A 21,701-nucleotide genomic window follows, 5' to 3' on the forward strand; every position below is an offset into this window, starting at 1 on the left:
GCCTTCTACGCATCGCCGCCTCGGCCGATGAGCGCCATTACTTCTGCCCGTTCGATCGGGTCGCTCAGCACTCCACGTGAGGCGAGGGTGACCGTTGTACTGGCGGTTTGGCGTGATCCGCGGGCAGAAACACAACCGTGGGCGGCATCGATGACGACGAGAACACCGCGCGGCGATAGCCCTTCGTCAATGGCGTCAGCGATTTCTTCGGTGAGTCGCTCTTGAAGTTGAGCGCGAGCCGAAATGGTCTCCACGACGCGGGCCAGATTGCCGAGGCCGATGATTCGCTCATCGGGCACGTAGGCAATGTGAGCTACACCGAGAAACGGCAGCAAATGGTGCTCGCACATTGACCGGAACTCGAGGTCTCGCAGCACCACAAGCTCACCGGTTTGGTCAGCATTGGCCGTGAACTCAATGCTGCCAGCCAGATGATCGACAGCGTTGACCTTGTTGCCGGCGAAGAACTCGGAGTACGCCTCGGCGACCCGGCGAGGCGTGGCGGTAAGGCCAGCTCGCGAGGAGTCCTCGCCGACGGCAGCAAGAATTTCGGCTACCGCAGCTTCGATGCGTGCGACGTCGATTGACATTGTGCGCCTAGGCGGTCGCGACGCCCGGCGACTTGCGTGGCCGTGGCTTGCGTGCCGGCTGTGACGGTGTGCTGTCGTCGCCCTCTGCTGCTTCGGCGGTCTCGGCGCGCTTCTTGGGCACCTTGATGGGAGGCAGTTGAGAGACGGGGCGGGCGTCGCTCGAGAGCCACTGTGGGCGCTCGGGAAGCTTCGCGATGCCCTTGAAGATCTTCTCGAGTTCTACATGGTCGAGAGTTTCTTTTTCGAGGAGTTCCCGAGCGAGCTTGTCGAGCACCTTGCGGTTTTCATTGAGCATCTGCCAAGCCTCATCGTGCGCTTGATCAATGAGCACGCGCACTTCCTCATCAATAATCTTGGCAAGCTCATCGGAATATTCACGCGTAGCGCCCATGTCGCGACCCATGAAGGGTTCGCTCGATCCGGTGCCCAACTTCACGGAGCCGATTCTGGCACTCATGCCATATTCGGTGACCATTCGACGAGCAATCGAGGTTGCTTTTTCAATGTCATTGGATGCCCCGGTGGTCGGGTCGTGGAAGACAATTTCTTCGGCAACGCGGCCGCCCATCGCGTAGGCGAGTTGATCGAGCAATTCGTTGCGCGTGACCGAGTACTTGTCTTCGAGCGGCATCACCATCGTGTAGCCGAGCGCCCGACCGCGAGGGAGGATCGTGATCTTCGTCACGGGGTCGGTGTTGCGCATCGATGCTGCCGCCACTGCGTGTCCACCTTCGTGGTACGCCGTGATGAGCTTCTCTTTGTCGTTCATGAGGCGCGAACGACGCTGCGGTCCGGCCATCACACGGTCTACGGCCTCGTCGAGGGCGCGGTTGTCGATGAGCTGTGCATTGGAGCGAGCCGTCAGCAGTGCCGCTTCGTTGAGCACGTTTGCGAGGTCAGCACCGGTGAATCCGGGAGTCTTGCGAGCAAGAACCTCAAGGTCGACGCCTTCCGCCATGGGCTTGCCCTTGCCGTGCACCTCAAGAATCTGCTTGCGGCCCTGCATGTCAGGAGCATCCACCCCAATCTGACGGTCGAAACGACCAGGGCGAAGGAGCGCGGGGTCGAGAACGTCAGGGCGGTTGGTGGCAGCGATCAGAATGACGTTGGTCTTCACATCGAAGCCGTCCATTTCAACCAACAGTTGGTTGAGGGTCTGCTCGCGCTCGTCGTTACCACCACCGATGCCGGCGCCACGGTGACGACCAACAGCATCAATCTCATCGATGAAGATGATGGCTGGAGAGTTCTGCTTGGCCTGATCGAAGAGGTCGCGAACGCGGCTTGCACCGACGCCCACAAACATTTCTACGAAGTCAGAACCAGAGATCGTGTAGAAGGGCACGCCAGCTTCGCCCGCGGTGGCCTTGGCCAACAGGGTCTTACCGGTTCCGGGAGGGCCGTACAGCAGTACGCCCTTCGGGATGCGGGCACCAACAGCCAAGAACTTGGCTGGCTCTTTCAAGAAATCTTTGATCTCTTCAAGCTCTTCGATCGCTTCGTCAGCACCAGCGACATCCGCAAAGGTGGTCTGTGGAGTGTCTTTACCGACAAGCTTCGCCTTCGACTTGCCGAACTGCATGACCTTGCCGCCGCCGCCCTGCATGCGGCTGAAAATGAAGAAGAAGATGATGCCGATGATGAGGAATGGCAGCATGATCGACAAGAACGACATGAAGAAGTTTTCTTGCGGAACCTGGTCGTTGAACTTCTTGACGTCTGCGCCATTAACGGCTGAAACGATCTCGGTGCCACGGGGCGCTACATAGTAGAACTGCACCTTGGTTCCGTTGTCGCCAGCGGCCTTCGAGAGTTCAAGATCAACGCGTTGTTCGCCGTCAATGATCGTGGCAGACGTGACCGTCGAACCTTCGAGCAAGCTGAGGCCCTCTTGAGTGGTTACCTCTTTGTAGCCCTCACCAAGCAGCAAGCTCGCTGCGATGGAGACTGCGGCGATGCCGATGATGATGTACGGAACCGGGCCGCGAAAAATGCGCTTAAAATCCATGATGTTCCGGGCCGTGAGACCCAGTACCTCTCTCTGAAGAAACGTGCTGCAAGGTTACCGTTACTGCGCTGCAAGACGACTGCGTGTTTTCCCTCGGCGTAATGCGTTGCGAGGTTCGGCGAAGGCAAAACCAGCGAGCGGTGGATGCCGCGAGCGCCGACTCTGTGAGTCTCAGTGGCTTTCAGTGGTCACGGTGAAGGTTTGAACGAGCGGCGGCAGCTCGGGGCCCATCAGAATGTGGCACTTGATTCGGCCTCGTTCGCCGTCGATGGTCCAGTTGGTTACCGCGGGAGTGTCGCTGAGTTCGCGCGGCACTTCCTTCAGCGGCGCCCCGGTGAGCGGACCAACGTCGGCAATGGCTTTAGCGATACCGGCGATGCGCTCTTCCCAGGGAACATCGAGGGCAACGTTTACTGCGGAGATGTCGTCAGCGGTCGAGGTGCGACCGTCACGCACGAGGCGATCGAAAATGTCGCGCGCCGCGAGTGTCTCCGGCCATGCCGGAGCTGGCGTGTTCAGTTCGCCATACGCATTCAGTGCAGCCTGTAGTGCCTGAGTTGCCGGAATCGAGGATGCCGCAAAGGTGCCATTCTCGAACGCAACAATGCCAAGCCCCGTCGGCGCGTGCCAACGCATGTGAGCGCTCGCACCCGGGTAGCCGCCAGAGTGCGAAATGATCTTCGTCGTGCCCTCATCGATAAACAGACCGTAGCCATAGCCGTGAGCGGTCGGCTCCGAGAACTCGGCAACCTTCGACATGTTGCCCGGCACCGCACGCTGAATCTGCTGAAGCTCGCGACGGCTGGCGGCAGACAAGGGTCCGGCTGAGGTGTCCTCCGGATCGAGGGCGCCAGCGAGCCACAGCGACCAACGCACAAGGTCAGTGGCGTTAGAAAACAAACCACCCATAGAAGAAAAGACTCCGGGCCCGGTGAACGGCTGAACCTGCCACTGCCCATTCGCGAGCCGGTAGCCGAGGGCGACATCGGCATCCGGGTCCTCTTCGAAGCGGGTCGAGGTGAGCCCAAGCGGTTCGAGAATTTCGGCAGCGACAGCCTCGATGTATGAACGACCCGTGATCTCGGCGATCACTTCACCGAGCAGGGCGTAGCCGAGATTCGAGTACTCAAAGCGGGTGCCTGGCGTGCTCGAATAGCGGATGCCCCCCGCCATGAACTCGTCGAGTTCGGCCCGCGTCATCTCCTCCAGGCGGTCGCCGACCGGGTTATCGGTCGGGAACCCCGCCGACATCGTCATGAGCTGACGCACGCTCGGAGTGACAGGAGCAGCTGCGGGCTCGAGCGCGGTGAACGCCGGAACGAAATCAGTGATCAGCGCATCCAGATTCAGCTGGCCGCGGTCGCGCAACATGAGCAGCATCGTGCACGTGAAGCTCTTAGTGCACGACGCGATGCGGAACACCGTGTCACGATCGGGAGCAGTGTCCTCGCCGAGAACCTTCTCGCCGTAGCCGCCCTCCAACACGATGCCATCCGGACCAAAGACCGCAAAATACGATCCCGGCGCCTTCTGCTCGGTCACCCGATTCTCAAACAGACCAACTATGTCGTCGGTCGCCTGATCGATTGCTGCCTTCGCCCTCATTCAGCGGGCCCTACGCGTAGACGTGGGGTGCGAGCACTGCAACGCCGCGCAGGTTGCGGTATTTCTCGGCATAGTCGAGTCCATAACCCACAACGAACGCGTTGGGGATGTCGAAACCGACGTAACGCACATCTACTTCAACCTTGGCGGCATCCGGCTTACGCAGCAGCGTGCAGATCTCCACCGAGGCAGCGCCACGGCTGCGGAGGTTGCCAAGCAACCACGAGAGGGTAAGACCCGAGTCGATGATGTCTTCAACGATGAGCACCTTGCGGCCCTCAAGGTCGCTGTCGAGGTCTTTGAGAATACGAACGACACCCGAGGACTGGGTGCCGGCGCCATACGAGGAGACGGCCATCCAGTCCATTTCGAGCGGCAGGCTGAGTTCACGCGCGAGGTCAGCCATCACCATGACAGCGCCGCGCAGCACACCGACAAGCAACAGCTTTTCGCCCGCATAGTCTTCCTCGATCTGACGCGCCATCACGGCGATCTTCTCGTGGATCTCTTCCTGGGTCAGAAGGACCTCGCTGAGGTCTCCTTCGACATCGCTAAACTGCATCGCGTTCCTCACTGTGGGCCGAAAAGTGGAGAAGGTTCTCTCGTCGTTCAACCCTAACGCCGGGAACGTCTATCGGTCCCTGCCCTCTCCAGTCGGTGACGAGGCGCGCGATCTCCAGCGTGTGGGTGCGACTCAGCGAGACATGGAACTCGCTCGCGACCGCCAACCTAATTAAACGCTGGCGGAGCGCAGCCGGATTCGCGGCGAGAGCGCGCACAGGTAGTGAGATTCCGGCCTCCGAAATGTCGGCCAAATCTTCGGCCATTTCTTCCGCAAAGTGATCGAGAGCTTGCGCATCTTCACGAGCCTGGTCAGCCGTTCGCGCCAATGCTTCGCGGATGCCGGGCCCCAGTTCGCTTTCGAGCAGCGGCAATATTGTCTGCCGAACCCTCACTCGCGTGTAGGACGTATCGAGGTTGTGCGGGTCATTCCACGCCACAATTTCGGAATCTGTGCAGAACTGAACGGTCATGGTTCGCGGCACGGCCAGCAGCGGGCGCAAGTACTGACCGGTGTCGCTGGCCATTCCTTTGAGGCTGCCGGCACCACTGCCGCGGGCGAGACCGAGCAGCACCGTTTCGGCCTGATCGTCGAGGGTGTGGCCGAGCAGCACGCGGATCGCACCATGCTCGGCGGCGGCATCGGCGAGCGCCGCGTAGCGCGCGTCACGGGCGGCAGACTCTGGGCCTCCGGCGTCACCGACGAGAACCGAGCGGATGTCGACGGGGTCAAGCCCGAGGTCGCGTGCCTGCTGGGCGGCGGCGGCTGCGACATCCGCTGACCCTTCTTGAAGGTTGTGATTCACGATCACGGCACCGGCTCGCACGCCAGCCTTGGACGCCTCGAAGGCCGTCGCCGCCGCAAGCGCAAGCGAGTCAGGGCCACCACTCAGTGCAACAAGTACGAGCGGCAGAGATCCGGGCGAAACCGGGGCGCTGACAACCGCAGAACTGTTGCGCGGCAGAACTTTCAGTTCGGGCAGCGCGGCAAGCGCAGTGCGCACGGCACGACGAACATCAGCAATTGCGGGGGTAAGCCGGGGACGACGTTCGGAGTGCATCCAGTAACGTTATTGCAGCAACCCCACATTTTTCTTAGGAGCAGCTACATGGCCGCATACGACGTTGTCGTTGAGATTCCGCGCGGAAGCCGGAACAAGTACGAAGTAGACCACGAAACTGGTCGTGTTTATCTCGACCGCTACCTCTTCACCACCTTCGCCTACCCCACCGACTACGGCTTCTTCGAGAACACTCTCGGCCTCGACGGTGACCCCGTAGATGCTCTGATTCTGCTCGACGCTCCCACGTTCCCCGGTGTCGGCATCTCGGTTCGCCCCGTTGCCGTGCTCAACATGAGCGACGACGGCGGCATCGACTCCAAGGTCATCTGCGTTCAGGCGAAAGACCCGCGCTGGTCGCACATTCAGGACCTGGGCGATGTTCCAGAGTTCACGCGCAAAGAGATCGAGCACTTCTTCGAGCACTACAAAGACCTCGAGCCCGGCAAGTGGGTCAAGATCGACGGTTGGGGCGACGCAGCAGAAGCTGACGCGATCGTTCTCGCCGGCTTCGAGAAGCTCAAGGCCGAAGGCCACTAGGTTTCGAAACCCGGTTTCACCGCTGCTTCGGCGGCACATCGGGTCGCGAGCGCTGGGCGTGCGCGGCCCGTTAACGTTCAATGGCGGATGCTCTCGAGCATCCGCCATTGGCGTTTAACGGTGAAGCGGGCGGGCCCGAACCGTGCTGAGGTTAGCCGAGGCGGATGCCCTGACCAGACATGAACGAGACCGGATCTGTAGTGTTCCAGCCGCCGGGGCGAACCTCGAAGTGGAGGTGGCATCCGGTGGAGTTTCCGGTGGAACCCACCTTGGCGATCTTCGTACCGACTGCCACATTTTGGCCGTAGGAGACGAGGATGCCGCCTGCGACGATGTGACCGTAGGCGGTGCGCAATCCGTTGGCGTGTTCGATGATGATGTAGTTTCCGTAGCCACCGTTCCAGCCGTAGCCCGCATAGACGACGGTTCCACTCGATGCCGAGTAGATCGGGGCGCCACAACCGGCACCGAGGTCAACGCCCTTGTGGAAGCTGGAACCATAGTTTGCGCTATAGCCATACGTGGAAGTGATGTAGCCACCGGCCGGGCGAACCCACCCGCTGAGGCTGATCTCGCCCGCATCGATGTTCGGAACTTGCGCTGCAGCCTCTGCTGCTGCCTGCGCCGCGGCACGTGCGGCTTCACGCACACGCACACCAGCCAAGTAACTAGCTTCGGTCGCTTGACGCGCGGAAGTCAGGGCGGCGAGCTGAGCGTCAAACTCGATCTTGCGCTCCTGCTGCTCAGCGAGAGCGGCCGCGGCGGCCAGAGCGGCCTCCTGGGCCTCAGCGAAAGCCTTCTCAGCAGCGATCTTCAGCACTTCAAGCTCAGTGCGCGCAACCTCAGCCGCATCACTCAGGGACTGCGCCGTGTTTCGCGCCTGAACGGCACGATCAAAGAGAGCGGATGTCTGCTGCGAAATTTTCGACGACATGCCTAAGTTGTAGAGCAGTGCGTCCGCATCCTGCGAATTCGTGAGCAGGTTGGTGGTTACGTCGCCACCACCGGCACGCACGAGCCGCGCGGCAAGCTCACCGATTCGCTTCTCAGCTTCATCAGCTTCAGTGCTTGCGGCATCCGCCTGCTGTTGCAAAGCTTCTGTTTGGGCTGCCTTGGCCTGGTACTTGGTGTCGGCCTCTTGCCAGATGTTGCCCTTTTCTTCGGCATCTTTCTGGGCGGCGACGGCTTGTGACTCCAGCTGAACGAGCGCAGCCTTGATGCGGGCAACGACCTTCTTGGTTGCAGCCTCGTTGTTGCGGGCGTCGGTGACGTCACTCCATGTTGGGTAGTCAGTAGCTGCCGTGGCCTTGCTGGGGTCGCCATAGAGCGCGCCTCCGAGTACAAGACTGAGAACGGCAGTGAAACCGACTACTCGAAAAACTAGTGCGCGCAGCGTGAGCTGTGCTGCGGTCCCCCGACTCGCATGCGTGGCGTTCATTGTTCCCCTCAACATGTTGTGCGCGGACTAATGGCCATTAGTCACAGCAATAACATTGACCACACTAACAACAGGCGGCTCAAAAGTCTCAACCTTTCCATGAATGTAGTATTTGTTGACCTCAGAGTCGAGTACATTTAAGCCTGTTGGAAAAACGCGGTTTTCGCGAGATATCAAATAGCTTGCTTCTCAGTTTGGTAAATCACGAAAGTCACCGTATGCTTTTCCCTCGGTAGCTAAGAAGTTCTGTGACTTCTCGGCCCCATCGTTTAGTGGCCTAGGACACCGCCCTTTCACGGCGGCAGCACGGGTTCGAATCCCGTTGGGGTCACCAGACAAAACACAGAATTAAATAGCTAGGCCCTGTAGCGCAGTTGGTTAGCGCGCCGCCCTGTCACGGCGGAGGTCGCCGGTTCAAGTCCGGTCAGGGTCGCAAAACAGAATGCCTCTTCGAAAGGAGGGGCTTTTTGTGTAGTAGGGGGAAGCCCTTGCGAGTAAGAGGAAACTCTTACGGCTCTGTAGCTCAGTTGGTAGAGCGCACGACTGAAAATCGTGAGGTCACGGGATCGACGCCCGTCGGAGCCACTTGACCCTTTCCCGGGCTTCTACTGGGCGAGGGTCATTTTTTTGCCCTTTCCGGGGCCTGCTTCCGGCTCGCGTCCCGCTCTCGCGCTCTCGCGCTCTCGCGCTCTCGCGCTCTCGCGCTCTCGCGCTCTCGCGCTTAAGCAGTTACAGGCAGCACGCCTTCGGAAACTCAGGAGATTCGAGCGCTCCCTGCGCCCTGACCCGCCAAATAGTTGGGATCACGCCGCTATCTGATTGGCTTTTCCTGAATTTCCAGAGGTGACAGCCCGCTATCCTTGCTCCCTGCCGCAGGACAGGACGGCCAAACCGTCTGCAATCACGCCGTCCCGCCCCAAGGTCGGCGACCTGCTCACGGGTGCTTTCCAAGGCGCCAGAGCACCGGACGGGTCAAAGATCAACCAGGCTTTTCTCTCAGGACTCGCGGGCATGTCGCCGGTTACCCTTCAGAAAAAGCTGTCGGGCAATGCGCCCACTTCGGTGAACGATCTCGCCCTTATCGCCGGCGCGATACCCGGCACAGACGCTGGGGCGATCATTGAGACGGCAGTAGCGCAGCATGGGGGTTACGAGCGACTCCTAAGTGACTCAGTGTCGGCACCGGCAGCAACGGCAACCGATCAGATCTCTTCCCAAGACAGAGCGCAGCACTAGCTCGTATTGGCCTCCAGGCCAAGCGTGTCTTTCGATGGAAATTCAGGAGATGCGAGCGTACGGGCGCCTCGAATCGTCGACTAGCGGGGGTCGAATCGCCCCGGGGAACGTTTTTCCTGAGTTTCCGAAGGTGCGCGAGCGATTCGCGGACCACCGCTGTCTTTGGCGCGCCTCTAAGCCAGAGAAGCGGAGCTTTTTCGGGGCGAAGCAAGGAGCGCTTCGAGCGGCATGATCGCGGCACCGAGAGCGACGGTGTCACCGCCAAAATGACACGCGTGAAGCGAGAATTGTCCGCCCGGGCGCACGAGGGCTTCAGCTCGCGTTGCGTCCTCAACCCGAGTGGCCACCTTTTCCATGAGCCGTAGGCCCACCCAGCCTCCGACAATCACGCGCTCAGGATTGGTGAGGTTGACGAGCCCGCCCAGCGCAGAGCCGAGCGTCTCGATAAGTTCGTCGACGACCCCAACGGCGATCGGATCGGTCGATTCGAGAAGTTGACCGACAGCGCGCCAGCCAGACCCCTCAAAGATGCCACCAGCTTCGCGCCATAACTCGAGAATCGCATCCGCACCGAGGTACGCCTCAACACATCCGCGGCCACCGCAGCGACAGAGGCGCCCGTCGCGGACAATCTTCACGTGACCCCACTCGCCAGCACTGCTGTTGAGGCCGCGGGCAAGTTCACCATTCGACACAATTGCGAGCCCGACACCGCGACCAAGCAACACCACAAGTGCTTCATTCACACCACGGGCCGCCCCATCCCACAATTCGGCCATTGCTTGGGTCTTAGCGCCGTTCTCGGCAAAGACTGGAATGTCGTGAGAGACGAGATCAGCGACAGGGATAGGCGACCAACCAAGGCTCTGGGCGTACAGAACCTGGCGGCCCTCAGCATCCGACTCCACAATTCCTGGCAGCCCGAGCCCGATGCCGACCATGCGGTCCCACGCCGCTGCATTCCGCTCACGCAAAGCGTTGAGCGCTTCATCAAGATCGGCAGCGATCGCCTCAATGGGCTCACCCTCACGGCCGCCGCGAAATTCACGATCAATGCGCGTCATCGATAGATCAAACAATTCGACCGCGACACCACGCTCGCCAACATCCGCGCCCAGAAAATAGGCCCCGCTTGGGTTGGGGGCCAACAAAGTTACAGGTCGCCCACCGCTCGAGGCTACTGAGCCGGCCTCCATGACGAGCCCCTCCGAAATGAGCTCGGAGATCAGATTGGTGACCGAAGCGACCGACAGTCCAGACTCGCGCGCGATGGCCGCACGCGACGTCTCTCCCGTGAGAATCACACTGCGCAGCGCCTGCGAGCGATTACGTTGACGCACATCACTCACCGTTGCCGGCGCCGAAGTTGTGAGTGCGATACGCCCGGTCATAAATCCAGACCCTACCAAGTCTTGTCGCCTCCCGACGGGTAGATCCTCGATACGGTTGTTTCGGCGGTGGCGATGATGCGGATGCCGCGGGCAGCCTGCTCGACGCGTACGGCAGCATCCCGACCTTCGTCGTCGACCACGTGGGCGCCAGAGGAGCCCACCATCTCGTACTCGAGCCAGTCCCCCTCGGAGAGATCGACGACCAGTTCTTCAGCGATTCCGTAGGCACGACCATCCGTCTGCTCAAAGGGATTTGCGGGATTGCCGCCCTCAATAGCCCAGCGCAACGGCACAGAGTCATCACTTCGGATCGCGTCGACACCGCCTGTCACAGCAATCGAATAGGACTCGCCAGATCCTCGATAGCCATAGCCCCACACGGGAACAACGACCGGCCGTGACGCAAGAAGAGCGGAAACAACGTCAGGCTGCCACTGGCAGTTCTCAATCCTCATCGCATCAAGCAAGTCACTAAAGACAGTCTTCGCTTCGGCAGTGGTTATTGCTGAAGGGTCACCAATGCTGGCAACGACACGGTCCCAGCCTTCTGGCGCAATAATCGACGCAGCCGAAGTGCGGGTGTCGATCTTTTTCCAGGGCCAAAAGTTCCAGCCGATACTGTGCGACTCGTAGAGGCGGAATGCCGCATACAACCACTCGAGGGTGTTCTCGCCTCCTTCGCCCATGTAAATGGGTAGCCCGAGACGATCCCGAACCTCAAGGAACGCGGAGATTGATTCGGTGTCTGGCGAAGACCAGTACTTATGAAATTGGAGCAGCGAATTGTCGTCCCACACCTCGGTGAAAATGTCCCAGTTCGTGGCCCAGTGCGCACCCTCATAAACGATGAGATGGTCGGGGTCGATCGCGCGGATCTCGCGGGTGAGGTCGCGATACAGGTCAGTGAGTGCATCCGCGTAGGTGTGCTGCCACTCGTTTGGCAGCGGTTCGTTGAGCAGGTCGTATCCCATCACGACCGTCTCGTGGCGATAGCGTGTCGCAAGATCTTGCCATAACCGCACCGTGAGCTCTCGATAGCGCGGCTCCATGAACAACTCAGGTAGATTGTTCGGCGAATCATCAATGTTGGTGCCCGTCTGACCGCCCGGCGCACCATGCAAATCGAGCATCACCCACAGCTTATGTTTACGGCACCACTCGATGAGCCGGTCGATCATCGCGTATCCAGCTTCGATCGGTTGACCGTGCTCATCCTGAATCGCGCGCGAATTGATCGGCAACCGCACGTGGTCGAAACCGGATGCCGCAATGAGCGCGATGTCAGCCTCAGCAATAAAGTTCGCCCGAAAGCCCTCCCAGAATCGCTCCGCTCCCGCAGCTCCCAGGAGGCGCTCTGTTAGCCGCTCGATTTCCCGAGGAGACTCCGCACCAGGACCGAACTTCCACATGTAGCCCTCTGGCAGCATCCAGTTGCCCAGCCCCACCCCGCGAAGAAGCAACTCGCGGCCTGAGCCATCGACAAGCCGAGCATCCTTCGCACGTACAAATCCTTCAAAGGATGCGGGACGGGGTTCGAACGCCGACGTGGCGAGCGTGAGATCAGTCATGGGTTTCTTTCGTTACTTAAGACCGGAGAGGGCAAAGCCCTGGATGACGTAGCGCTGGAAGACGATGAAGACGATGAGGATCGGTATGACCATCACCGACGCCGCGGCCATTTGCAGCGAGGGGTTCACGGCGAGCTGCTGGTTGAGGAGGGCTAATCCGACAGACAGCGTGTACAGCTTCTGATCAGACGCAATGATGAGTGGCCACAAGAAGCTGTTCCAACCCGAAATAAATGTCAGAACGATTTGCACCGCGAGGATCGGCTTCGACATGGGCAGCACGATCTGCCAGAACGTGCGGAACTCCCCAGCACCGTCGAGGCGCGCGGCCTCGAGCATCTCCGTGGGAATCGTGGTCATGAATTGTCGGAACAGGAAGATCGCAAATCCGCTCACCAACGTCGGGAGGGCTATGCCGAGCAGGGTGTTGGTGAGCTTCATGCCGTTGAGGATCAAATAGGTCGGAATCATCGTGACTTGGATCGGGATCATCATCGTCGCGAGGACGAGAAAGAACATCCACTTGCGACCTCGGAAATCGAACTTTGCGAACGCGTACCCGGCCATCGCCATGAACATCAAACCGATGAATCCGATCAGAACGACCAGGATGGTGTTGACGAGGTAGCGTCCGAAATCCAGCTCAGTGAAGAGCATCTGGAACCACTCAAGAGTCGGCGCCTGAGGCAGGATCGTTGGTGGAAACGTCACCGATTCTCGCTGCGGTTTGAACGCTGTCGTGAGCATCCACAAAAAAGGGAACGCCGTTATCAGGGCGCCAATCCCCAGCGCGATACCGATCGTTACGGTGAGCGCGCGTCTCCGCTTGGCGTGAGTGCGATCAGTAGTCATCGTCGGCCCGTCTCACTCGCAATTGGATGAGTGTAATCACGGCGATGATCGCGAACAGCACGATCGAACCGGCGCTGGCATACCCGAACTGGTTGAGCCGGAATCCCTCCTTGTAGAGAAAAATCGACGCAGAGGTGGTGGCACCGAGCGGCCCACCGTCGGTGAGCACGAAAGGCTCGTCGAAAAACTGGAGCCACGCAATAGTGGTGGTGACGCTCACGAAGAAAATCGCAAAGCGCATGAGGGGGATCACTATCGAGAACGTCTTCTTCCATTCTCCAGCCCCATCGAGCGATGCCGCTTCTAGGTACTCCTTCGGTACGCCCTGGAGTGCGGCAAGGAAGATGATGATGTTGAGCCCGGTTCCGCGCCAGATTGCGACAAGTGCCACAGAGAACTTTGCCAAGATCGGGTCTGACAACCACTGCACCTGGGGAACTCCTACGAGTGAGAACAGGTAGTTGAGGAGTCCGAATTGCGTGTTGTAGAGGTAACCCCAGACAAGCGAAATCGCGACGATGGCGGTGATTGCTGGGATGAAATAGAACGCACGGAGCGATCGGAAAAATCTGCTCTGACTTTGGTTCAGCAGTAACGCGACACCGAGTGACAGGATCACGATGGCCGGCACCCCGAACACTGCGAACAGACCAGTGTTGCCGATGGCCTGCCAGAAGTCTGGGTCTGCAAAAAGCTTTGTGTAGTTGTCGATGCCAATGAACTCGACGTTGTTCCAGTCGGCAAACGCCGAGATATTCATGTTTGTCGTGCTGATAACCGCGGCGACAAGGATCGGGAAGATCCCGAAGGTGATGAGGAGGAGCATTGCGGGCGACACGAACAGGTAGGGAGTAAGGCGATTGCGCACCGTGCCGTCCTTCCTGTTCGTGTCGCGTCGCGACGCCGAGATTGTTAGTGAGGGGTGTTACTTGCTAGTTAATCGTGAGACCAGCGGTTGTGGAGTAGAGGCCGTCAAGTGACGACTTCGTGTCCGCTCCCGTGAGCGCGATCGCGTTGAGAGCATTCAGCAGCTCGGTTCCCACTGCGCCATCCCAATTTGAGACGAGCGGAAGAACCTTGGCCGTCTTGAGCTGGTCGGTGTAGACCTGCACGTTGGGGTCGCTGTTCAGGTCCCCATCTTCAAGCGCGGATGACACGGTCGGCAGTTCACCAGTCATGCTGTACCACTCCAGCTGCTGCTCTGGCTGCGAAACGTACTCGAGAAGATCGAGCGAGGTTTCCTTCTGATCGGTGTTGAACCACACACCGAGGTTCGAGCCGGCGAACAGCGAGATGGAGCCACCGTCGCCTGCAGGCAGCGGGCTTGCTTGCCACTTGCCGTCGAGCTCTGGAGCCGAATCCGCGATTCCTCTGCCGAGGTAGGGTCCACTCACGAGCATCGGTGCAACACCGGAGATAAAGCCCTGAGTCTGATCGAAGTCGCCATTCACTGGCACACTTCCGTCTGCGTAGAGCCCGGTGTAGACGTCGACAGCTTTCTGGAACTCAGGAGTATCGAAGTTGACGTTTCCGTCAGCGTCGATGACCTCGCCGCCCATGCTCCAGGTCATCTCGATCGGCAGCGGTGCATCCCACTGAGGAATGTAGTAGCCGTACTGGTCGTCGCCGCGTGCCGCGAGAGTCTTAGCGTCAGCGCGTAGTTCGTCCCACGTGGCCGGGGGTGCGTCAATGCCAGCTTCCGAGAGGATGTCGGTACGAGTGAAGAGCACTCGGGTATCGCTGGTCCAAGGGACGCTCACGATCTCTCCGCCGACCGAAGTCGCTGTGCCAGACACTCCTGCGGGGAAGTTCGCGGGGTCAATGCCGGGGTGGTTAGCGATTTCGTCGTCGAGGGGCAGGAGGGCTCCGGCATCCGCGAAGGTTCGCAGCTTCGAAAGTCCAATCTGGAGGATGTCAGGCCCGGACCCGGACGCGACAGCCGTGGTGAGTTTTTCGTCGATCGAATCCCACGGTATCGCTACGACCTCTACCTCGATGCCGCTGTCAGCGACAAGCATCTCGAAGTTTGCACCCGAATCGCCCATTACCCAGACGGTGAGTGGACCTTCAGCGTCGCCGCTTCCGGCTGCGGATGTTGTCGAGCACGCGCTCATGCCTATTGTGAGCCCCACTGCCGCAACGGCGGCGACAACGGAGGTTGCTGTTCTCTTCATTGAGATTCCTTCTTCTCGTATTTTGGTGTGCTGTGCAGTGGTGCATGGGCGAGTCATCCAGACTCGCACCATCCGCGTCAGGCTGTTGTGTACGCCACGACTTCCTGATGCTCTGTGATGAGGCGCCGATACCAGTGCGCGCTCAATTTCGGGATCCGCTCCTGGGTGCGGTAGTCGACCCATACAAGGCCGAAACGTTTGCTATAGCCTTCCGCCCACTCGAAATTGTCGAGGAACGACCACGCGTAGTAGCCGCGAAGATCAACACCAGCTGCGATCGCCTCGGCGGCCGCGCCGAGGTAACCGCGCAGGTAGGCAATTCGCTCGGTATCAACGACGTCGCCGTTGGGGTCCACATAGTCTTCGTAACTCGCTCCGTTCTCGGTGACGAAGAGCGGAACGCTAGTGAACTCGCGCGAGACCCTGGTCAAGACTGCGGTGAGCGATTCGGGGATGACCGACCATCCGAACGATGTCGTTGCCGGTTCGGCTGGCATTTCGGCGACGCCGAATGGTGCCGTTTCGTCATGAGACGCGATCACTCGCTGGTAGTGATTGATGCCAGCGAAGTCGGTGGGTGTGGAGATGATCTCAAGATCGCCCTCCTGCACTACATCGCTCAGCCCCCGGCTGCCCAGGGTGTCCCACACGGCATCCGAGTAAGCACCAAGGTAGACGGGGTCAAGGAAGACGCGGTTGCTCGAGGCGTCAAGGCGTACGACTGCTGCCGCGTCATCCGGCGAATCGCTCGCGGGAATGATGTCGGTCACGATATTGGTGATGCCGACGGATGCGCTGGGCATCGCCACTCTGATCCCAGCGACTGCGAGCCCATGGGCGAGGTTGAGGTGGTGCGCGGCGTGAATCGCAGCCCGATAGTCGGTGCGGCCGGGAGCGTGCGCGCCATTTCCGTAGCCGAGGAAGGCACTGCACCATGGCTCATTGAGCGTCAACCAGTCAGTAGCAAGGTCGCCAAGCGCTTCGACAGTTCTTGTAGCAAACTCTGCGAAGCGGTACGCGGTGCTACGTACAGGCCAGCCGCCCTCATCCTCGAGAGGCTGAGGCAGGTCCCAGTGGTAAAGAGTAACTAGCGCTCGGATGCCGCGTTCCGCAAGCCCGTTCAGAACGTCGCGGTAGAACGCGACGGCGATTTCATTCAACTCACCGCATCCGCTTGGCTGGAGGCGTGACCACGAAACGGAGAGCCGATAGTCGGTAACGCCGAGACTCTTCAATAGGTCGAGGTCTGCTTGCCAACGGTGGTAGTGGTCACACGCAATGTCACCCGTATCCCCATGCAAACTGAGCCCTGGCGTGTGCGAGAAGGTGTCCCAGATGCTCGGTCCACGACCGCCTTCGAATGCCGCGCCCTCGATTTGGTACGCCGCTGTCGCGAGCCCCCATCGGAAGCCTGTTGGGAAGGTGCCGAGGGTCTCGAGGGAAGGCTCCGCCGTGAGCCGTGCGGAGGGAGAGGTCTCGGTCATCGGTGATCGCATTCGGGTTGACGTTCAGTGATTCTGGCTTATTTCAATACTTACTATAACCAGTGTCAAAACTATGTCAAGAGTAATTTCGGATGAAGTGCGACGAATTCATCACCTCCAGAGCAACTAACCTTCCCCGCGCGCACGCATGCATGACGCAAGCATGCACTGCAGCTATCGCGTCGCCACCCGAAAAGTTGTTGCACGCCCGTGGCCCGACGTTAAGCCCAGTCAGCAATTACCGCTGGCGTTGGGAACGTGACTGATTCGTCCACGTCTCAGTAGTCACTTGGCCCTGAGTCAATTTCTGGATGCTGTCGTCACCACGAGCCGAAGCTTGACTCAGAGCATCCGCAATTTGGCTACCCGCCGCATGGCCAAGAAAGACCACTTCACGGTCACTAGAAATGGTGGATGCCGCCCCAACCACGCTCCCCTGAAGCAGTCTGCCTGCAGCGCTCAGGCCGGACATGAGCGAGTGAGAGATAACCGAGTGGTGGGCACCCCCTGATGGCCCCAGCAACGAACGTCACGGAAATTCAGGAAATCCTCAAAGATCCGTGCGGCGATGCCCTAGTAGTCAGGGTTGGCATTGCTGCAAGACGAGGTTTTCCTGAGTTTCCGAAGGGTGCAGGCAGCGAACGGCTGAACACGAGGCACTGCTCAAGCTGAGGAAATTGGCAGAACGGCAACAGCACGCACGCGGGGTGCGGACGTCAACGACTATGCGCAGGTGCGTGAGTAAGCTCAAATCCACCGGCAGCACGCACGCTGCCGCACACCGCGAGCAGCAGGAGGAGTCAGCGCCATGAGCGTCATCCTCGAAATGCTCGGAATGCTTATTGGCGCCACTGTCTTTGGGCAGCCGGTCAACGACAGAGGGCGCGACCGTCGCCTCTTGGCCGAAAATAAAGTGCGCTGCGCGATAAGGGCGGCGGATGCTCGCGTTCTCAATATCGGCACCGAGTGGAGCATCGGTGTGTGCGAAATCACCAACCGTCACCTGAAGTTCGTCCCCAGCATCGGAATCGTGGGAGATCGGGACATTCCCGTGTACGAACTTCAGCCCTCTCCAGACGGGCCAAGCTTCGGAGTTACTGTGCCGTGGGGCACGTCCGCACACTTTGTCATTTCTACGCAAGGTGGAGACTTGGCGTGGGCTTTTCCGGAATACATTACCGACGACATACTCAACCTTCTCCTGCCTGACGCTGAAATAACCGGGCAACACAGCGACTAGTGGTCGGCACCATGGCTGATGCCGTATGCGAAAATTCGAAGGTGACTGACAACGAGGCAGAGCCGACCGTCGACTCGCTTGCCGACGACGAAACGCGCATCCCGTGGCTCACGATCGCGATAGTCACTCAAGCGATTGCTGTCGCGTGGAGCCTCGTGCCCGGTGCGGCGTCAGGAGCTTCCCTCGTCGCTGCGAGCATCTTCAATCTCGGCCTTCTGTTACTGCTCAAGCGAGGACAAACCTGGGCGAGCAAAGCGTTTCTCACACTCAGCATCTGGGGACTCGTCGTCCGGGGGCTCGGAGTTTTTGTGATGCGCTATCTGCCGAACGATGACTTTCAGATCGACTGGGCAAATATCTGTCTTACCGTGATTGCCGTTTATGCGGTGCTCAAAGTTCCGCCGCGCCCCCACGCTGCACCCGAGTAGCCGCACGCCGCACGAAGACTACGGCGTCGCCACCTCGAAGGTGTTGCACGCCTGGGGGCCACCATTGAGTCCGGTCGTAAACCACTGCTGACGTTTGTCGCTTGACCCATGCGTCCACGTCTCTGGAGTCACCTGGCCCTGAGTGGACTCCTGGATGCGGTCGTCGCCAACAGCCGAAGCTGCACTCAGAGCATCTGCAATTTGGGCGTCCGTCACAGGGTCAAGAAAGACCACCCCGTCGTCGTTAGTGATCGTGGATGCTGCACCCACCCAGGCGCCCGCGAAACAGTCCGCCTGCAGCTCAAGCCGCACCGAATCTGAGGACGGGCCCGTGTTCTGACGGTCGAGGCCATCCATGATTCCGGTGGAGTTCTGAATGTGGTGCCCCCACTCATGCGCAATGACATACATTTCGGCGAGCGGCCCACCCGTGGAACCGAAGCGGCTGCGCAGGTCATCGTAGAAAGCAGTATCAACGTAGATGGTCTCATCTGGTGGGCAATAGAACGGACCACTCGCGCTCGTGGCACCGCCGCATCCGGTGTTCACTTGACCGGTGAAGAGCACGACGTTAGTGGTGCGGTACCCCTCGATCTGCCCCTCCCAGTAGGTATCGAGCGAATCTGCCGCTCCGGCGATGCGGCAATCGATGCTGCTGTTCGCCGCTTCAGCCGTTGTGCATTCGGAAAGTGGCTGTCCTGGTTGCTCTTGCCCACCGGTCGTTCCGCCGCCCACAAGCCCTGTTAGATCAACGCCGAGTAACTGAGACGCAATAATCAGGCCAATAACAAGCAAACTGCCGCCGCCACCTACGGCAATTCCGGTGTTGCGCCCGCGTCGCGAGACCTTGTTTGGGTTGATGCGGGCGTCGTCGTTGAACGTCATAGAGAGAATTTACTACCAGCCGCGACGTCGTATCCTGAGTTTTTGCAGGTAACGTCAGAGAATGCCCCTCAGCCGCTCCGGACTCCTGTGGGGACTCGTAGGAGTGATCGCGTTCTCGTTCACTCTCCCCTTCACCCGCGTGGCCGTTGGCGGCCTATCCCCCCTACTTATCGGGTCTGGCCGAGCGGTGATCGCTGCCCTCCTAGCCATTGCCGCGCTCGCCATCACCCATCAGCGGCTGCCAACAGGGCGGCAGTGGGTCCGCTTGCTTGCCGTCGCCGGCGGCATTGTTGTCGGCTTCCCTTTGCTCACGTCGTATGCCTTGGTCACGGCACCTGCGAGCCACGGGGCGGTCGTCATTGCGCTGTTGCCCGCCGCTACAGCGGTGCTGGCGGTTATTCGTGCGGGAGAGCGACCGCCACTGTCCTTCTGGATGCTTGCCGCAATCGGCGCCGTGGCCGCTCTTGGATTCGCCTCGATTCAGGGTGGCGGGTTCGGTCAACTCGGGCTTTCTGATCTACTCCTCTTCGGTGCCGTCGTTGCAGCAGCGATTGGGTACGCCGAAGGCGGCCTCCTCGCGCGTGAACTCGGTGCCTGGCAGACGGTGTCTTGGGCGCTTGTCGTAGCGGCGCCATTCATGATTCCGCTCGCGGTATTCTCAGCAATCCAAGAGCCGCCGACTGCCGAGCCAATCGAGTGGGCCGCGTTTGGATATCTGGCCGTAGTGAGCATGTTTCTCGGCTTCTTCGCTTGGTACCACGGGCTCGCCATTGGGCCAATGGCGCAAGTCAGCCAAGTGCAACTCGTACAACCGGTGTTGAGCATCACCTGGGCAGCTCTGATCCTGGGGGAAGAACGCACCATTCCAACAGTCATCGGAGGAGCTATCGTGATTCTCTGCGCCGGAGTCGCGGTTCGCATCCGTCTTGATCGGAGTGCCCTGCTAACCTCTGCTCGTGACTCACGGCGCTGACGACGATCCACGAGCAAAGCACTTTGCTGCCCTGCTTGCTGCCGCGCAGGCCGGAGTCGGATGGGGCTCCACGACCCTCTGGATCGAGTATTCGCCAGCCGTGACAGCCTTCCTCACCGCGCGCGGCTCGCGCGAACCAGAAGACCTCACTAGCGAGGTGTTTCTTGACGTATTCGAGCGGTTGCCGCAGTTCGTTGGCAACGAATCGCAATTCCGTTCTTTCGTATTTTCGGTTGCGTATCGACGTCTCGTCGATGAATTTCGAAAACGTGCGCGGCGAGGAGAGAGTGTGGAGTGGAACGCGGACCACGACTCGAATAGCGCACCCAGTGCGGAGGAAGAAGTGCTTAACCGCTTGCAAGACGACACGACACTCTCACTGCTTAACTCGCTCCCCACGGATCAGCGCGATGTGATGGTGTTGCGCATAGTCGCGGACCTGACAGTGGCCCAGATTGCCACTGTGATCGGCAAACGCCCCGGGGCTGTCAAAGCACTGCAACGACGCGCTCTTGAACGATTGAGAAAGAAAGTTTCCCCAACCCGTATCCCTGCGAGGCTCTCGAGCGATGGCGTGAAGTGAGATGAGAAACAAACGAATTTCCGACAGGGTCGCGCAGGCGGTTCTGTCTGGACGCGCGCCGGAATCGCGGTCCGATCTGACATCGCTCGCAAACTCGATCGCCGAGTTTCGCGAAGCGGCCTACGAATCGACTGCCCGGCCGTCTGAAGAGTTGATGGTGCGGCTAGGCCTTACCAAAGCTCCGTCTGGATCATCTCACCATGATTCGCTACCGATAATCGGGGCGAGTAAGAGGGGGAGAACAATGTTTTCATGGATTGCAGGCTTGGGGATAGCCTCGAAAATCGCGCTCGGCGCGACAGTGGCAGTTGCCGCAACGGCGGGGGCCGGAGCGGGAGGAATTCTGCCAAGCGGAGCGCAAGACGCGTTTGACTCAGTGATATCGACAGTTGTCAGTGAAACCAACGACGGTGACGAATCGACCGAAGATTCCACCACGACACCAGAGTCTGAACCGGCGGAAGAAACCGAAGTGACTGAAGGAGTCGAGGGGCCTGAAGAGGCCGAAGCGACTGAGCACCCCGATAACTTCGGGGGATGGGTCTCCGAGCGAGCTCAGGATCCAGACAAGGTCGGCCGCACCTTCGGTGCTGAGACGTCCGAGGCAGCACACGAAAAGAGTAAAAAGTCCGAATCCGATTCACCCAGCGGCGATCACAATGAGTCAGAAGAGGCTGACAGTGACAGCGGCGACGGTGGAAGCCACGGCAAGTCGGAAAACAAGCAGGGCGGCAAGTCGAAACCGTAGCCGCGCTTGCAGGGATCGAGTGGATGCCGTCGCGCACGGACGCCAGCCAGAAGTAGTCGACGACTTTTAGTTCAGAGCCGGGCTCTATGGCATCCGCTCCTCCGCTACCCTTGAGGTATGACCTTCATCTCTGTAATCACCGTTCTCGGCAAGGCAGTGCTCGTCGCGATGGGTGCGATCGTTGCGCTCACGGGCATCATTCTGCTCGTGAACCTAGCCGCTCCGAGCCTGCTCGCCGGCTTCACGCACTAGACACTTCACGTCTTCGGGCGCGCAAGCTGAGCGACTCCCACATCTCAGCGATTCTTCGGTCAACTCCGCCTCAGGAGTTCTAGG

General features: G+C 59.8%; 22 protein-coding genes and 3 tRNA genes. 11 read left to right on the plus strand and 14 right to left on the minus strand.

What is annotated here, in order from left to right; translation table 11 throughout:
* Positions 1-5 precede the first annotated feature (5 nt).
* From folE to tilS, 5 genes are all read right to left on the minus strand, one after another.
* Positions 6-590: a GTP cyclohydrolase I FolE gene (folE, locus tag AC1ENN_RS12490; RefSeq protein ID WP_480406171.1), complete on the minus strand. Its 585-nt coding sequence runs from the start codon at positions 588-590 to the stop codon at positions 6-8.
* A gap of 7 nt (positions 591-597) precedes the next feature.
* Positions 598-2,598: an ATP-dependent zinc metalloprotease FtsH gene (ftsH, locus tag AC1ENN_RS12495; protein WP_449647554.1), complete on the minus strand. Its 2,001-nt coding sequence runs from the start codon at positions 2,596-2,598 to the stop codon at positions 598-600.
* Positions 2,599-2,769: 171 nt separating this feature from the next.
* Positions 2,770-4,203, minus strand: a complete 1,434-nt coding sequence (locus tag AC1ENN_RS12500; RefSeq protein ID WP_480406172.1) for a serine hydrolase domain-containing protein — start codon at positions 4,201-4,203, stop codon at positions 2,770-2,772.
* Positions 4,204-4,213: 10 nt separating this feature from the next.
* Entirely contained in the window at positions 4,214-4,765 is a 552-nt protein-coding gene (gene hpt, locus AC1ENN_RS12505; RefSeq protein WP_449647556.1) for a hypoxanthine phosphoribosyltransferase, read from the minus strand.
* Positions 4,755-5,825, minus strand: coding sequence for a tRNA lysidine(34) synthetase TilS (tilS, locus tag AC1ENN_RS12510; RefSeq protein WP_449647557.1), 1,071 nt, complete (start codon positions 5,823-5,825; stop codon positions 4,755-4,757). The genes hpt and tilS overlap by 11 nt, the downstream gene beginning before the upstream one ends.
* A 48-nt stretch (positions 5,826-5,873) precedes the next feature.
* Here tilS and AC1ENN_RS12515 point away from each other — a divergent pair, with 48 nt between their 5' ends.
* On the plus strand, positions 5,874-6,365 hold the full coding sequence (locus AC1ENN_RS12515) for an inorganic diphosphatase (RefSeq protein WP_449647558.1): 492 nt from the start codon (positions 5,874-5,876) through the stop codon (positions 6,363-6,365).
* 151 nt (positions 6,366-6,516) lie between these two features.
* Here AC1ENN_RS12515 and AC1ENN_RS12520 read toward each other — a convergent pair whose 3' ends face one another.
* Positions 6,517-7,803 (minus strand): peptidoglycan DD-metalloendopeptidase family protein, encoded by a 1,287-nt coding sequence (locus AC1ENN_RS12520; RefSeq protein WP_449647559.1) that lies wholly within the window; start codon positions 7,801-7,803, stop codon positions 6,517-6,519.
* 258 nt (positions 7,804-8,061) lie between these two features.
* Between AC1ENN_RS12520 and AC1ENN_RS12525 the strand changes: the two genes are divergently transcribed.
* The 4 genes from AC1ENN_RS12525 (at position 8,062) to AC1ENN_RS12540 (ending at position 9,039) form a co-directional block, all read left to right on the plus strand.
* Positions 8,062-8,137, plus strand: a tRNA-Glu gene (locus AC1ENN_RS12525).
* A 25-nt stretch (positions 8,138-8,162) separates the two neighbouring features.
* Positions 8,163-8,236 (plus strand) — tRNA-Asp (locus AC1ENN_RS12530).
* A 79-nt stretch (positions 8,237-8,315) separates the two neighbouring features.
* Positions 8,316-8,388 (plus strand) — tRNA-Phe (locus AC1ENN_RS12535).
* A gap of 426 nt (positions 8,389-8,814) precedes the next feature.
* On the plus strand, positions 8,815-9,039 hold the full coding sequence (locus AC1ENN_RS12540) for a hypothetical protein (protein ID WP_449647560.1): 225 nt from the start codon (positions 8,815-8,817) through the stop codon (positions 9,037-9,039).
* 173 nt (positions 9,040-9,212) lie between these two features.
* Here the strand turns inward: AC1ENN_RS12540 and AC1ENN_RS12545 are convergent, their stop codons facing one another.
* From AC1ENN_RS12545 to AC1ENN_RS12575, 7 genes are all read right to left on the minus strand, one after another.
* The gene (locus tag AC1ENN_RS12545) at positions 9,213-10,430 is read right to left on the minus strand and encodes an ROK family transcriptional regulator (RefSeq protein WP_449647561.1); all 1,218 of its coding nucleotides are present in this window, start codon (positions 10,428-10,430) and stop codon (positions 9,213-9,215) included.
* Positions 10,431-10,441: 11 nt separating this feature from the next.
* On the minus strand, positions 10,442-11,998 hold the full coding sequence (locus AC1ENN_RS12550) for a glycoside hydrolase family 5 protein (protein ID WP_449647562.1): 1,557 nt from the start codon (positions 11,996-11,998) through the stop codon (positions 10,442-10,444).
* A 12-nt stretch (positions 11,999-12,010) separates the two neighbouring features.
* On the minus strand, positions 12,011-12,850 hold the full coding sequence (locus AC1ENN_RS12555) for a carbohydrate ABC transporter permease (protein ID WP_009773249.1): 840 nt from the start codon (positions 12,848-12,850) through the stop codon (positions 12,011-12,013).
* Positions 12,840-13,718 carry a carbohydrate ABC transporter permease gene (locus tag AC1ENN_RS12560; protein ID WP_480406173.1) on the minus strand — a complete coding sequence of 293 codons (879 nt, stop codon included), beginning with the start codon at positions 13,716-13,718 and terminating at the stop codon, positions 12,840-12,842. The genes AC1ENN_RS12555 and AC1ENN_RS12560 overlap by 11 nt, the downstream gene beginning before the upstream one ends.
* A gap of 64 nt (positions 13,719-13,782) precedes the next feature.
* Positions 13,783-15,024, minus strand: coding sequence for an extracellular solute-binding protein (locus tag AC1ENN_RS12565; RefSeq protein ID WP_449647564.1), 1,242 nt, complete (start codon positions 15,022-15,024; stop codon positions 13,783-13,785).
* Between the two features lie 77 nt (positions 15,025-15,101).
* Positions 15,102-16,508 (minus strand): GH1 family beta-glucosidase, encoded by a 1,407-nt coding sequence (locus AC1ENN_RS12570; protein WP_480406174.1) that lies wholly within the window; start codon positions 16,506-16,508, stop codon positions 15,102-15,104.
* 238 nt (positions 16,509-16,746) lie between these two features.
* Positions 16,747-16,980 (minus strand): hypothetical protein, encoded by a 234-nt coding sequence (locus tag AC1ENN_RS12575; RefSeq protein WP_480406175.1) that lies wholly within the window; start codon positions 16,978-16,980, stop codon positions 16,747-16,749.
* A gap of 336 nt (positions 16,981-17,316) precedes the next feature.
* Between AC1ENN_RS12575 and AC1ENN_RS12580 the strand changes: the two genes are divergently transcribed.
* Both AC1ENN_RS12580 and AC1ENN_RS12585 read left to right on the plus strand, forming a co-directional pair.
* A complete protein-coding gene (locus AC1ENN_RS12580; protein WP_449647567.1) occupies positions 17,317-17,748 on the plus strand; it encodes a hypothetical protein in 432 nt (143 codons plus the stop codon).
* Positions 17,749-17,789: 41 nt separating this feature from the next.
* Positions 17,790-18,176, plus strand: coding sequence for a hypothetical protein (locus tag AC1ENN_RS12585; RefSeq protein ID WP_449647568.1), 387 nt, complete (start codon positions 17,790-17,792; stop codon positions 18,174-18,176).
* A gap of 18 nt (positions 18,177-18,194) precedes the next feature.
* Here the strand turns inward: AC1ENN_RS12585 and ypfJ are convergent, their stop codons facing one another.
* Positions 18,195-19,061: a KPN_02809 family neutral zinc metallopeptidase gene (gene ypfJ / locus AC1ENN_RS12590; protein WP_480406176.1), complete on the minus strand. Its 867-nt coding sequence runs from the start codon at positions 19,059-19,061 to the stop codon at positions 18,195-18,197.
* Between the two features lie 61 nt (positions 19,062-19,122).
* Between ypfJ and AC1ENN_RS12595 the strand changes: the two genes are divergently transcribed.
* The 4 genes from AC1ENN_RS12595 to AC1ENN_RS12610 all read left to right on the plus strand — a co-directional run bounded on the left by AC1ENN_RS12595 (position 19,123) and on the right by AC1ENN_RS12610 (position 21,617).
* Positions 19,123-20,034, plus strand: a complete 912-nt coding sequence (locus tag AC1ENN_RS12595; RefSeq protein ID WP_480406177.1) for a DMT family transporter — start codon at positions 19,123-19,125, stop codon at positions 20,032-20,034.
* A complete protein-coding gene (locus AC1ENN_RS12600) occupies positions 20,018-20,617 on the plus strand; it encodes an RNA polymerase sigma factor (RefSeq protein WP_480406178.1) in 600 nt (199 codons plus the stop codon). Before AC1ENN_RS12595 ends, AC1ENN_RS12600 begins: the two co-directional genes overlap by 17 nt.
* 244 nt (positions 20,618-20,861) lie before the next feature.
* On the plus strand, positions 20,862-21,365 hold the full coding sequence (locus tag AC1ENN_RS12605; protein WP_480406179.1) for a hypothetical protein: 504 nt from the start codon (positions 20,862-20,864) through the stop codon (positions 21,363-21,365).
* A gap of 117 nt (positions 21,366-21,482) precedes the next feature.
* Positions 21,483-21,617: a hypothetical protein gene (locus tag AC1ENN_RS12610; RefSeq protein WP_449647573.1), complete on the plus strand. Its 135-nt coding sequence runs from the start codon at positions 21,483-21,485 to the stop codon at positions 21,615-21,617.
* Positions 21,618-21,701: the final 84 nt, after the last annotated feature.

Source organism: Rhodoglobus sp. G.S.23 (assembly GCF_056675935.1).